This window comes from Flavobacterium ichthyis (genome assembly GCF_009915155.1).
GTDB lineage: Bacteria > Bacteroidota > Bacteroidia > Flavobacteriales > Flavobacteriaceae > Flavobacterium > Flavobacterium ichthyis.
Genome location: NZ_JAABLM010000001.1, coordinates 1 through 14,403 on the forward strand (window position 1 = coordinate 1; position 14,403 = coordinate 14,403).

Below are 14,403 nucleotides of genomic sequence, written 5' to 3' on the forward strand. Positions count from 1 at the left end.
AAATATCTGCCGAAATTGCGTTTTCGTCTGTTGGACCAATTCTATCGTTGACAAAGGAAAGTCCAAGCCCTAAATTAGTGTTGTTAATTGGGGTGTTCATCGAAAAGGCGTTAGTGGTTGGAGCACCATCGAGTCCAACCCATTGGGTTCTGTGCAACCCGAAAAAACTCATCGCACCGCGACTTCCCGCATAAGCCGGATTAATGTTGATGGTGTTGTACATGTATTGTGTGTACTGTGCATCTTGCTGGGCGAAAGCGGGAGCGATTGTGAGTAGTGCTAACGCGATGAATTTATATTTAATTTGCATAACCTATTTGTCGTTTATATATAAATAACCTGCTTTTTCGATGTTTCTGTTACCAGTACTACCAGGAATTTCGTATGTAAGAATGTAATAATATGTTCCTGAAGGTAAACGGTCTTCAGGATTGAAGGTAGCTCTTCCTTCGGAATAACCGTTGAATACGTTTCCGTTAGAATCGTAACTTGTGGTTTCAAAAACTTTTACTCCCCAACGGTTGTATATCATTACTTTATTGTTTGGATAATTTCTGATTCCATCGATAATAAAATAATCGTTTAATCCATCACCATTTGGAGTGACACCGTTATAAATTACAATATTTCCTGCTGGTTCTACTCTTTGTCTTACTTTTGCCAGTGTAAAAACCCCGAAACCTGAAGTTGTAAAAAATGAAGTGACTGTTCCTGTACCAATTCCGTTAGCACCAATTTCTACAATTCCTCCTTCGTCCACCCAAAGATTTTGCGTTTCGTCCCATCGTGCAATGGTAATGGTTTCGTTTTCGGGAATACTAGGATTCAAATCACCCCAAATGAAATCCGGTGTTGTGGTTTGATCCCAAGAAAGAGTTAACATTATTTCTGTTTGACCTTCGGTTCTGTCCATTGTCCAATATTCTTGGTCATCAATCCTAAGAAGGTTTCCTACTCTACTTTGATGCGGATAGAGGTCATTTGAGTTTTCTAAAAAATATTTTCCTGTAAATTTATCTGCACTATTATTAGGCGAGGTAGGTAAAATTTGCGCAAAGCGATAATAACCTCCATCTCCAATGGGATAAGTAAATTGTTCGTTTCCGTTTTTTTGCACATACCCATCTACGTGACTATCATTATCGGTATTGACGTGGTTTGCAGTATTTTGGTACACCATTAATCCACCAAAATCATCATTTTTTACGATACCGTTGAAGAAATCAGTTGTACCAAAAATTCTCATTTCACCTGCTAATTGAAATGCAGGTTGGTTACTTGGATTATTGAAAAACACGTCATAAAAATCTGCGGGAACACTTCCATCAATTAATTGATTATTTGTTCCTTGAAAACGTGTAAAGCTTGAAATTAACCCTGGTGTAAATGAAACGAGTCCATCATTATTAAAATGAGAGTAAACGTAAAATTCCCCATCATTAACAAATGTACCTGTAGCTTGATTATCAAATGCGGCTACAGTGGAAATAATGGTATTGGGCATGACGGTTACTTCGCCGATATTTGTAGTTTGCGCAATATTATTGGCAGAAATTAGCAACAGTGTTATTAGAATAAGATTTTTCATTAAAATCGATTTTTTATTTCCAGTAATTCCAAACATTTCCATCAAAAACGGCAAGCGCTTTTCTATTAGTATCATAACACATCATTCCGGGATAAGGACTTTTAACCGTTAAATGTGGGTTTGCTACATGCGGCAATACTAACGCTTTATTAGTCGATTCTAACACCAATACGCCATCAGCAGTTGACTCTGTTGCACCAATAACAGTTTTTTTATTATTTTCTACTGTACCACTATATCCAACTAAGGTTGATGAATTACCTGTTGCCGACAAGTCTACCCATACTCCGTTTTGTCTCATTTTTACTTTACTGTCATTCCTATCAAATAAAAATGTGCCATTCGCAGGAGTTGTAGGTAATGCTTGAACAGCTGGTAAAATAAGACCGTTAGTAGTTCCTGTTTTAAAATTTAGCAGTGCCGAAACACTGGTAGTTGTTTGTTGTTCGATAACTGTTTGTGCATTTACGTTGTCGTAAATTCCTAAACTAACTATTGCGATTAAAAAATACTGTTTCATCTTAAAAAAATTTAATTAGTTGCACCGCTACAATCTTTTTCTAAACATTTCCAAATCGATCCGTTGTATAACTTTACACAAGGTGTTGGGCTATTGGAAAGGTCATAAATTAACATTCCTGGGACAGGATTTGTAATGACAGAAGTATTTGCAACTCTAGTAATTACAAAACCTTTATTTCTTGATTCAATGGCTATAAACCCATTTGGTACGTTTCCTGGCCAACCTGTTGTTCCTCCGGCAAATCCTTGGATATCAGAAATACCTGTTTTTGTGAAACTATCAGCTGGATTATTGTTAGGCAAATAGGTACAAACTTCTATTGTTACTACATTTGAAGTAGCTGTACAACCACCTGTATTAGTTACAGCCGCACGGTAATACCTGGTTGAAGTGATTATGCCAGGGCTATAGGTAGCCGAAGTGCCACCTGTTGCTACGTTTGCAAAGTTAATATTGTCTGAAGATACCTGCCATTGAATGGTACCTGAAGATCCAGTTAATGTTAAAATTGATGGTGCTGTACCAGAAGGAATTGATTGGTTTGCAGAAGCGGTTCCAGCTGCTGCAGCTGGATTTGCAGCTGCAGATGTTCCTACTGATTGCCCAGCCGATTGTGTATAGCCTGTAATTGCAGGTGTTGCTGTTGGAACAGTTGCAACACCACTTGAATTTACAGTAGTATTTAATTTATCTCCAGTAAGATAATTGTCTCCTGACTGAAAATTAGCCCCTCCCTCAATAACATCTGGGCAGCCATCATTATCAGAATCTAAATCTAAATAATCAGGTTTTCCATCACCATCTGTATCACTATGGTTACAGTAAGTAATTGTGTTTTGAGCAATCATAACAAAACCTTGTTCTCCAAGATTATTAGCAAATGAGCCAGAGCCGTCATCTAGCGCTGTATAGTCGTAAATAAACGATTGACCATACATAATAGAAGATGGTTGACTATTTGCTGCCGAAGATGGATTGACAATTGGCTGAAGTTGATTTCTTGCAAAAATTGCACTTCTCACAATGTTGTTTGCAGCAACTGCCCTAAAAGACGCGTAATTAGTTATACCAGTATGGCTACTAAATGAGGACAGCGGTCCGCTTACATTAGGTAAATTACCAACAGAAATCGTAAAAGTACCTAGTTTATCAACAAAGCCTTGTTCTAAAAAGGTCCTCATGTAAGAATCTAATGAACTAGGATTTGGAGCCACACTAGAATTTTCTGTGTTAGTATTATTAATTGGCAAATTAGTGTACAGAGACGATGTAAGCGGTCGAATACCTAAAACTGTAGTAAAAGGTAGTCCTACTCCTTGCCAAGTATGATTTACAGTACTTGCTTGATTATTCAAATCTGAATATGTAAATGGAACATTGAAGGTATTCCCTAATCCCGAAACGGGCGTACCTGATGTTAACGTGTAAACCAAATTAAACGTTGCACCACTGACATTGAAAGTAGCATTTGCAGATGCCAAAGTTGCATTCATATCCATAGTATAAACACTTTGGGTTGCGCAATATCCCTCATTGGCGTCTAAGATACCATCATTATCATCATCTAAGTCACAGACGTCAGCCACACCATCAGCATCAGAGTCCAATCCAGTTGAGCAGTTAAAAACGGTAATAGTTACTACGTTTGATGTGCCGACACAACCGCCTACACTCGAAACAGCTGCGCGGTAGTAACTTGTAGCACTTAATACTCCTGGGTTATAAGTAGCCAAAGTTCCACCACTAGCAACATTAGTGAATGTTATGTTATCTGATGATACTTGCCATTGAATGCTTCCCGTAGCTCCCGTTAACGTTAAAGCTGTCGGGGTTGTTCCCGATGGAATTGACTGATTAGCTGAAGCGGTTCCGACAACTAAAACAGGATTTGCAGCTGCAGATGTTCCTACTACTTGCCCAGCGGCTTGTGTATAACCCGTAATAGAGGGAGTTGCCGTTGGAACCGCTGGCACACCACTTGAATTGACAGCAGTATTTAACCTACTAACTGAAATATAACTAGCACCTGACTGAAAATTAGCGCCACCTTCTATAACATCTGGACAACCGTCATTGTCGCTGTCTAGATCAAGGTGATTGGGAATGCCATCTCCGTCAGTATCAATATCGGTGCAAAAACTTCCTCTAAGATTATAAACTGAATAAGAGCCACCATCCTCATCATAATATTCAAACTCGACATAAGCTATTGTAAAACCAGTGTAATTCAAATCAATACGACCTCTATTTCCCTCATTCGCAGGCTGACCAACGGCAGAGAAAGTATTGTTAATAATTGGAGTAGCAATATTAGTAGGACTGTATAAAGTATAAATAGAAGTAGTTATAGGAATGATGTTACCACTTAAATCATATGCTTTTACAATCACTACATCATCATCATCCACATCGAGAAGGCTAAATGTTAAGTTTTTAATAGGAAATTCAAAAGTGTAACGAGAGCCTATTCGTTCAGAGAAATCTGTCTCACTTTGACTGGTTCTAATTGCAAATTGCCCAGATTGCCCAATCTGACCACTATGTTCGTTACTAATATCTTGACTGGATATCTGATTTGAATTTAGGTAGTTTACAAGTGTAATATTATTAGTTCCAATCGCTCCCTGTGGATTTGTTCCATTTAAAACGTTTGTGGCGACGCTATTAGATGATGTTAAGGCAATAGATGCCGATGTTGTACATGTTCTTTCATTATCATTTAATATTCCATCGTTATCAGCATCTAAGTCACAACTATCACTAATACCATCCCCGTCTGCATCTGGATTTCCAGAAGCTACCGCATCACATGGATTAACTGGTTGGCTTATAATTACATTATCCCAATAAATATCTTCTGAAGAAGAATTTGCAGTTGAGGTTAAAAGTATAGCCGTTGAGGTAATGCCTGCCGGAAGCAAAATATTTCCTGTATTGCCCGTTTGATTATTACCCGAACTTGGACAAATTTGATCGCCGTTTCGAGTCCAAAGTACTACCCATGTCGAACCAGTCCAATATGATACGCTAATTGTATCGTCTGATTCGAAGCCTCCGCTTGAGTCCACACAATTCCAGTCAACAGAAACTTGCGCTTGCGCTATGCCTACTAAACTAAAAGTAGGAGAAGAGGCAAATCTGGTGCTACCTCCATCCATAAATATTCGTCCGCCAGTAACAGTAGTACCGTTTTGGAGACTCCAGCCTTGCGCACCTGTATTGAAATCATAGGATTGAATGATTTGGGCTTTTGCGCTATAACCAAAGTATAGTATGGATATTAATACTAATAAATATGAAAGATAATTTTTTGTCATCACTAATTATTTAATGTGAGCAATTATAAAGTTGCAATACTTTACCGATAGGATAAAGTATTGCAACACATAATTAGTTTTTTTTGTTTAACAACAATTCTTCCAAACGGTTTAAACGTTCTTGTGTATCTTGGGCTTGTTTTTTAAGCGCTTCGATTTCGGATTGTTGTTTATCTATGGTATCTTGTTGTTCTATTGTGTGAATGTACAACTCTTCAATTTTCTCTAAGCTTTGAATGGTTAACTTGGTCATATCAAATGTATAGCCGTTTTCTGCTTTGGATAAATCTGAAATTGATTCTACACCAGGTAAGTGGTTTTTTTCTTTAATGAAATTTCTAACATAATCTAAAGACTTGAACTCATAGTTTGGATTAATGTTGGATTTTCCATTGAAATATTTTTCAAAAACATAATCGGCATATACACTATTGGTGGTGTAAATTTTACCTGTTGTAGAGATATCACCTGCTACATGGAATTTTGGTGTTATCGTTGAAGCACCTACTGTAATTGTTGGGGTAACTACTGCATTGATAAGCAGTTCTCCTGTTGGTGTAAGTCGCATCTTTTCTGAAGAAATTGTATTTCCAACCTCGTTCGTTGTAAACCTAATTGGTGAAGGTACAAAAGTGTTATGTGTTCCAAGCGTCAAACTGGTTGCACCTTCTCCCGCAAAAACTTGAGCAGAATTATCATCAAATGATTGTAGATATAAATTTGTTACTCTGCCGTTTGAGTTTGCATCATTAGACTTTACTGTAATATCAGCGGTATTAGCTAAGCCTTCTTGAATAAGAGAACCATTAGATGCCATTCTAGTTCTTTGTGCAGAACCTACAAAGCGTAACTCGTTGCCGTTTAGCGTAGCAGTTCTTATTCCTGTACCCCCACCAGCTGGAACAATAGAACCATTAGCCGTGTAGATGTTGTTTGCAGCAGGATTCGCCCAAATAATATTTCCTGAAGCTGTTTGTGTCATTACCTGACCGCTATTTCCAGTTGTAGTTGGGAACCAATATTCACCAGTTTGAGCTCCTCCCGAATCTCTAAAGTTAAAACGTACACCTGTTGTTTTTTGTATAAAAATCTCTGACATATTATTTACCGGGAATGGATTTAACGCTCCATTTGTATTAGTATGTCTTAAACGTAAGCCATCGTTAAGCAACGAAATCGTAGTACCATAATTTGCCCCAACATTATAGCTTTCTAAAAAGAAGTTTCCAGATGCATCAGTACGCACCTCAGATTTTGAACTTCCGCTCTTATCTCTAGATGAAACTGTTGAGCGAAGATCATCTGTAGAAATGATAGACTCAACACCAGAATTTGGATTTGATCCGTTTGTTCCAGAGGTGATAAACGCTGATGTAGAGTGAACCGCACCTACCCTATACGACCCATTTGCACCAAGCCAATAGGTGGAAGACACTTGCGTTCCAGGCACTAATGCGTTGTCGATTTCCATACCATAAATATTACCTCCAGAAGAAACTTGAGATTTAAAATTACCTTTTACCTCTAACTGTTTCTGAGGACTACTTACCGTTGCAAAATTTCCAATACCTACTCTTCCATTTTGATAAATATCCTGAGTATTAGCAGATGCTTGGGTCGTACCACCCTGTATATTCCAAGGTTCAACTTTTAAAGTACTTATATCTAGGCTATTTGATGGTATTCCATTTACGGTAGATGTTAAATTGTTTCCGGAAAGCGCTAAGCTGTTGCTATTAATAATGTTCGCCGTTGGACTGATTCCATTAACTGTACTGGTCAATACATTCCCATTAGAACTCAAAGTATGAGTCACTGTTTGTGGCGTTGAAGGACCTGCTGGACCTTGAGGACCTTGTGCAGCAATTCCAGTATCAGTTGATCCAATAAACCAGTTTCCGTTGCCACCGATTGTTGGCGTTAATCCATCTTGACCGTCTTGTCCGTCTGCTCCATCTTGTCCTGCTGGACCTTGCGCAACAATTCCGGTATCAGTTGATCCAATAAACCAGTTTCCGTTTCCACCAATTGTTGGGGTTAATCCGTCTTGTCCATCTTGTCCGTCTTGACCGTCTGCTCCATCTTGTCCTGCTGGACCTTGTGCAGCAATTCCGGTATCAGTAGTTCCAATAAACCAGTTTCCGTTGCCACCGATTGTTGGCGTTAATCCATCTTGACCGTCTTGTCCGTCTTGTCCGTCTTGTCCGTCTGCTCCGTTTTGTCCTTGTGCAGCAATTCCGGTATCGGTAGTTCCGATGAACCAGTTTCCGTTTCCACCGATTGTTGGCGTTAATCCATCTTGTCCATCTTGTCCGTCTGCTCCGTTTTGTCCTTGTGCAGCAATTCCGGTATCAGTTGATCCAATAAACCAGTTTCCGTTTCCACCGATTGTTGGCGTTAATCCATCTTGTCCGTCTTGACCGTCTGCTCCATCTTGTCCTGCTGGACCTTGTGCAGCAATTCCGGTATCGGTTGTTCCGATGAACCAGTTTCCGTTTCCACCGATTGTTGGGGTTAATCCATCTTGACCGTCTTGTCCGTCTGCTCCGTTTTGTCCTTGTGCAGCAATTCCGGTATCAGTTGATCCAATAAACCAGTTTCCGTTTCCACCAATTGTTGGGGTTAATCCGTCTTGTCCGTCTTGACCTGCTGGACCTTGAGGGCCTACCAAATCTCCTATATTAAGTACCGTTGAATTGCCATTTTCATCTACATAAGTAATTGTACCAGCAATTGGATCGTGTGAAATAGATGTTAAGGTCTCGAAATTAGGAACCATTTGCCCTAAATTTAAAGAATTGGCAACTCCATTTTCATCGTTGTAAACTAATATACCTGTAGCGGGATTGAATGAGGCAGACGTTAATGTCTCGTTATCCTGAATTATTTGTTGTATGTTAACATTTTGAATATTACCACCTGCATCTACATATGTAAATTGATTGGTTGTAGGATTCCATATAACAATATTTGCTGGAAGTTCGGCTGAAGTTGCCAATCTTCTCCAACGATCTACATACCAATAATAATAACCTGGCACAATATCTCCAGCAGTAGCCGTGTTAAATACTAATAAACTATTAATATTACCATTGGTGATTGTGGTGTTATCAACTGAACTAGTTAGAGTCACTCTGGGAATAAGAACCCCTTTATCTGAAGCGACAATTTCCAGTTGAGATGAGGAATTCGGTAAAGATGTACCAATCCCTACTTGACCGTAGGAAGCATAAGCTCCCAATACCAACATTAGTGGAAGTAATTTATTTTTCATAGACGTTAAATATGTTCTTCGTAATCTTACTCACAATTATTTTAATTCTTCAATTCATAGTCGACTAACTTCTGCTTGAAACATTTAAATTCAAGAAGAAACGACTACAGCAAATTGAGATTGCTGCATTTAAAAACTAAAAAATATATGTGCGGCACGATGGGGATAAGCTACACAAGCCATCAAATTGTGGTTGATATAAGTGATGGTGGTTAATTTCAATGGAATTATTTCAGTCATCCATGGGGATGAATTTTTCACGACCTAATAGTCCTATCAAAATTATGCAACAAAGTTAGAGTACTTAAACCATTTCACAGATAAAAAAACGAAAAAAATCGATGAAATACATATTTTATAGGCTAAAACCATATAATTTGTAATATTTTTCGCTAAAAAACAAACGTATTTGTAAATCATTTATGTCTTATTTTTCTCTCATTATTTTCAAGATATTGAAATGCAGCAATTTACCGTTATACACTTATGTTTCGCATAAATTTAAATATTCATGATCTAAATAAACTGAGTTTAATAACTTTAAAACAAATAGGGTCTATTTTATTTTAAAGCCATCTTCTTTATAGCAAGTTTCAATTTTTTTAAGATAATTTTTTAAATTCTAATCGTATCTTTATTTTTTTGATCCTACAGTATGATTATCCAAAAAATTATATTTTATACTTTATTAGTTATATTACTATCTGGTGCTTTTAATCCTGCAAATAGTCAATTATTAGAAACGCCTGTAAAAGAAGCAACAATTGAGCAAATTCCTGGTGACTCTTTAGGTAGGAGAAATCCACGAGGCACAGTTAGTGGATTTTTCAAAGCCTTTGAAGAACAGGATTTTCAAAGGGCAAGTCAATATCTTACTCTCAAGCGTTCCTATCGAAACAAAAAAGATCGAGAGCGTGTGGTAAAACAATTTCAACAAGTACTTGATCAAAGCGGTGAAATCTTGCCTTATTCTTTAATTAGCAATAAAAATATTGGACAAACTGACGATGACTTAGAACCTGAGTTAGATTTCGTGGGATCAGTAGATATTAATGGTGAAAAAGTTAGCTTATTAGTAGAAAATTCTGGTGATGAAATGCGAGCCGTTTGGAAATTTTCTCAAGAAACTATTGAAGCAATTACCGCTGTAAAAATTGACGACAGTGCTTTAATCAATACTATTTTACCCGTAAGCTTAAAAGAAAAAATTTTGGCCGGTGTTCCAATTGGTCATTGGCTTGCCATTATTGTTATTCTAGCAATTTCCTATGTATTAGCATGGGGATTAACAAGTTTAATCAATTTTATTGTCAGAAAAATTTGCAAAGAAAACACCGAGCGACAAATATTTGGCTTACTTAATGCCATTTCATTACCGTTGCAATTAATTTTTGCGGTATGGATTTTTGTTGATTTTTCTCAAAGAAGCGGTATTTCGATTATTATCAGGCAACGATTTAGTTTCCTTACAGTTCTAGTAGGTATTGTAGCTTTCTTGATTTTTTTATGGAGAATAACCGACTTATTGAGCGAAATTACAAAAAATAAAATGACTGTGAGAGGACGTGTTTCTGCTATTTCTGTTATTTTGTTTTTAAAAAGAACCCTTAAAGTTGCCATTTTTATTTTTGGTGCCATAGCTATTTTAGGAGCCATTGGGATTGATGTAACCACTGGACTTGCCGCATTAGGAATAGGTGGTATTGCATTGGCCTTAGGTGCTCAAAAAACAGTAGAAAATTTTGTTGGTAGTGTTACCTTAGTAATAGATCAGCCCATTCGTGTGGGGGATTTTTGTCAAATAAATGATGTAAAAGGTACAGTAGAACAAATAGGAATGCGTTCCACTAAAATTAGGACTACTGCCAGAACTGTAGTTACAATTCCAAATGGAATTCTTTCTGCTACAAATATTGAAAATTATACATTTAGAGATCGATTCTTGTTCAATATTTTTCTTGATTTGAGATATGAAACCACACCAGATCAACTGAGATTTCTATTAGTTGAACTTAGAAAAATCTTATATTCACATCCTAAAGTGAGTCCAGATCCCGCTAGAGTAAGATTTGCCGAATTAGGCGCTAATTCACTTAAAATAGAAATATTTTCTTATATTCTAGCTGATGATATTGATGACTTCCAAGAGGTTAGAGAGGATTTACTCTTACGATTTATAGATTTAGTTGCCGAAAGTGGAACTGGGTTTGCCTTTCCTTCACAAACACTTTATTTTGCTCAGGACGAAGGAATTTCGCCAGAAAAAATATCCGCTACAGAAGAAAAAGTGAAGCAATGGAAAAATGAAAATAAGATGCACTTGCCGAAATTTAAACAGGAAACTATTGACCAACTTCGCAATACAATTGAATATCCAACTAAAGGATCTTCAGGCTATGAAAAACCAGAAGTTAATTAAAAAAAAGCTGCCCGAATTGAGCAGCTTTTCTTTAGAAATTTTTATTAAACGGCACTTCCTGGAGCCGTTGGCGCGTCGCCACCATTTGGATCAATGTCGCCCCAATCTTCAAGGGGTTCGTCCACTTTTTCACGATCATCATTATCCGTATCGAGTAAAGCAAAGAAAATCATTTCTTCTATTAGTCCGCTATTTTCTATTTTCATACCTATATAATTTACAACATTATTAATAGTAACAAAGTTAACTCAGAAAGCTGTAAACCCATTTACGTAATTTCCATAGAGATTTATGCGATTATGTGCTTTGATAAATTTTAATCAAAAATATATTGAAAGTTTAAAACTTTACACATTAAAAATTTTAAAACCCTTGCCTATATCTTTTCAAACATTTTTTAATTCAGTATTATTTTTTGAGAAATTTTTTGGTGATAATATTTCCTTCTTCGGTAGTAATTTGAAGAAAATAAGTTCCTGATGTTAAATGGCTAACATCAAAATTTTCCTGATTTTTAACCGCAACTTTTTGCCCCATCATATTGTAAATAGAAAGCTCAGACACTTTTTCATTTTGAGGCAGTTGTACAGAAATTTCACCAGAGGTTGGATTTGGATAAATTGACACTTCGGTATTTTCAAATGGTTTTATGCTCAAATTATCGCTTGTAATCACAATATTATCGTAATAAGCATTAGCTCCATAATTATTATGCAACATATTAAAACCGTAAACTGGCGACTGCAAAAATACCGGAATTGTGTGACTTAAAGCGTTATTGATATAATACTTAACTTCTGTGGTAGTAATTTCGATTTTGATATTAATCCATTGGTTTGGTGTCCAGGTTTCATTTGCATAATCAAAACCGTAATTTTCATTTTTAATTAAATAAATGTAACCTCTATTTTCAATTCCAACTCCTGCAATTGGCGCAAAATAATCTCCAAAATCATCTTGTACTACAGTATAAAGTGTGAATTCAAAGTCAGATAAACCTTGCTGGCTTACACGAACATCGTATGAAATCGTGAAATTTTGTGACGGAACTGGTTGGATAAAAGTTCTTTCAGCACCAATAATCGGAGCAAATTGATCGCCATAAGCCGATTCATAGGCATTTTTAAAAGAAAAAGTTCCAGCAGATGCCTGTTCGTTAGAAATCACTTGATTTAAAATCAATCCATCTACCCCTTCTGTAACTGTCCAGCCATTTTGTCCGTGAATGGTAGCCAATTCGTATCCTTCGGATTGTTCAAATGAAATAGTTTGTTGTGCAAAAATTGTTGTCGATGCTATCGAAAGCGCCAAAATGTAAAGTTGTTTCATTGTAAAAATTTATTTGGTACAAATTTACATTTCCTCAATTGAAACACCTCTTACAATTTTCATAAATAAAACCCAAAAAGACGAGATTTAGCCAGCATTTCCGCAGGAAATAATGATTTATTTCAATACAAAAGTTGCCAGCACTTTTTGCACATCGTAAACATTTACGCTTTTGTTAAACTGTTTTTTAATACTTGGATTGTTCTCACTACTTACCCAAATTTTTAGTTCAGCATCGAGTTCAAATGTTCCCGCAGTTTCTACACTAAAACGCGAAATATTTTTGTAAGAAACACTCTTATACTCTACTTTGCTTCCGGTAATTCCTTGAACCTCAACTAAAATCAATCTTTTATTGGTGAAAATAAATGTATCGCGAATGAGCTTGAAACCCATTTCTATTCGTTCACCATCAATTAATAGTTTACCAAATTTTTTATGTAATTCTTCCGAACCAACCGCCCCTGCGTTTCCTAATAATGCCGAGAATAATCCCATATATTTTTTTTTAAATTAATTCCGAATCGTCAAACGGTAATTCATCATTATCGCTTCCTAGTTCTAATGCTTTTACTTGCTGTACTGCGTTTCCGGCGATTCCTCTAATCGAACCATACATGCCAATCGTATTTTGAATCACTTTATCAATTTGTTTTTCGCGTTGTGCCCAAATTCGTTTCATAGCATTTTTTTCTTTATTCAAATCTTCTTGCATTTGGCTAAATCCTTCCACAATTCCTTCAATTTGTAACCGAAATTCTGTACTCGTTAAAAAATCGTACAACAACGCCATTTTATCTCCTTTATTTTCTTGCGATTGAACGGCTTGTGCTACCTGAATCAAACTTTGACGCAACACGGCACTCAAACCTTTAAATTCTTCGTAAGTACAAATCCAGATGCCTTCTTTCAATCCCATTCTTTGCATGTCGCTTGGCAAAACTTCAGTGACCAAAACCCCAATATTTGCTTTTTTGTCACGAATATCATTTTTAAATTTTTCAATCCATTGCGGCGAAAAATTCTTAGTTCGTTTACTTTCGTAATAAATTGTTCCGCAATTTCTCAACTCAAAGGTGTTGACGGTTTGCAAACAATCGGCTCCATTGGCCCCTTTTTTTATTTCGTCAATAGTGTCCAGCGGAAAATTATTTGCCAGCCATTCTTCCATCGCTAATTCCAAAACTTCGCCTTGCAATTGCATCGAACCTTGCTCCTGCTTGCGTTTCATTTCTTCAATCAGTTTCTTTTGATCGTCTGCTTGTTTTTGATATTCCTTGATTTTTAATTCGTTTTTTTCCTCTTCTTGTTTCCGAATTCTTTCTCTTTCTTGCAACAAAGTTTCGTTTAATTGCTTTTGTGCCTGGGCTTCAATCGATTCTTTCATCTCGTCTTTTTCACGCTGAAGCCTTAAAATTTCGCCTTGCATTTTATTCAACTCTCTCAATTTCTCGGACTTTTCCGATAGTTCTTTCTCCATCAACAAAATTCGGTCGCGGTTGTCTTCCTCTAATTGTTGCTTCAATTTCAGCGCCATCGCTTTTTCAGCTTCACGTTTTTCGGCCTCTAACTTTTCCTGCAATGCCGCTTTTTCGCGTTTGGCTTTTAAGTCAAATTCTTCCCGTGCTTTTTCTAAACGCTCCTGAAAAATTTCGTTTTCCTTTTTTTTCTTTGTTTCAAATTCTTCTCGTGCTTTCTCCAAAGCATCTGCCTTCGACTGAAATTCTTGCTGTTGCTGAGATAATTTCTGTTGAAATTCTTTTCTGAGCGTATCTTCTATTTGGTGTTTCAAGATGTCGTTAACATCTACATTCGTACCGCAATTCGGGCATAATATTGAAGCTTGTTGTGCCATTAAAAGTTGCCTATTTTAAATTTTGAATTAACCTTTTAAGATATATTTTTTTGGCAAAAAAGGAAATCATAGAAATTTTGTGCCAAATCTTATAAAAC

General features: G+C 36.7%; 10 protein-coding genes. 1 reads left to right on the forward strand and 9 read right to left on the reverse strand.

All coding sequences use genetic code 11. The features are described 5' to 3' along the window. The 5 genes from GV828_RS00005 to GV828_RS00025 all read right to left on the reverse strand — a co-directional run. On the reverse strand, positions 1-310 hold a 310-nt coding region (locus GV828_RS00005), incomplete at its 3' end, for a PorP/SprF family type IX secretion system membrane protein (protein ID WP_166535418.1). Between the two features lie 3 nt (positions 311-313). Continuing rightward, entirely contained in the window at positions 314-1,588 is a 1,275-nt protein-coding gene (locus tag GV828_RS00010) for a gliding motility-associated C-terminal domain-containing protein (RefSeq protein WP_166535419.1), read from the reverse strand. 13 nt (positions 1,589-1,601) lie between these two features. Beyond that, positions 1,602-2,108, reverse strand: coding sequence for a hypothetical protein (locus GV828_RS00015; protein WP_166535420.1), 507 nt, complete (start codon positions 2,106-2,108; stop codon positions 1,602-1,604). 11 nt (positions 2,109-2,119) lie between these two features. Beyond that, a complete protein-coding gene (locus GV828_RS00020; protein ID WP_166535421.1) occupies positions 2,120-5,428 on the reverse strand; it encodes a thrombospondin type 3 repeat-containing protein in 3,309 nt (1,102 codons plus the stop codon). Positions 5,429-5,501: 73 nt separating this feature from the next. Further along, positions 5,502-8,702 (reverse strand): collagen-like domain-containing protein, encoded by a 3,201-nt coding sequence (locus GV828_RS00025; protein ID WP_166535422.1) that lies wholly within the window; start codon positions 8,700-8,702, stop codon positions 5,502-5,504. Positions 8,703-9,357: 655 nt separating this feature from the next. Between GV828_RS00025 and GV828_RS00030 the strand changes: the two genes are divergently transcribed. Beyond that, positions 9,358-11,121, forward strand: coding sequence for a mechanosensitive ion channel family protein (locus GV828_RS00030; RefSeq protein ID WP_166535423.1), 1,764 nt, complete (start codon positions 9,358-9,360; stop codon positions 11,119-11,121). 44 nt (positions 11,122-11,165) lie between these two features. On the opposite strand, the gene GV828_RS00035 is transcribed toward GV828_RS00030, so the two are convergent. From GV828_RS00035 to GV828_RS00050, 4 genes are all read right to left on the reverse strand, one after another. After that, the gene (locus GV828_RS00035; protein ID WP_166535424.1) at positions 11,166-11,327 is read right to left on the reverse strand and encodes a hypothetical protein; all 162 of its coding nucleotides are present in this window, start codon (positions 11,325-11,327) and stop codon (positions 11,166-11,168) included. Positions 11,328-11,529: 202 nt separating this feature from the next. Further along, positions 11,530-12,450, reverse strand: a complete 921-nt coding sequence (locus GV828_RS00040) for a T9SS type A sorting domain-containing protein (protein ID WP_166535425.1) — start codon at positions 12,448-12,450, stop codon at positions 11,530-11,532. A 117-nt stretch (positions 12,451-12,567) separates the two neighbouring features. Continuing rightward, positions 12,568-12,948, reverse strand: a complete 381-nt coding sequence (locus tag GV828_RS00045; protein WP_166535426.1) for a PH domain-containing protein — start codon at positions 12,946-12,948, stop codon at positions 12,568-12,570. A 10-nt stretch (positions 12,949-12,958) separates the two neighbouring features. Further along, positions 12,959-14,305, reverse strand: a complete 1,347-nt coding sequence (locus GV828_RS00050; RefSeq protein ID WP_166535427.1) for a DUF2130 domain-containing protein — start codon at positions 14,303-14,305, stop codon at positions 12,959-12,961. Positions 14,306-14,403: the final 98 nt, after the last annotated feature.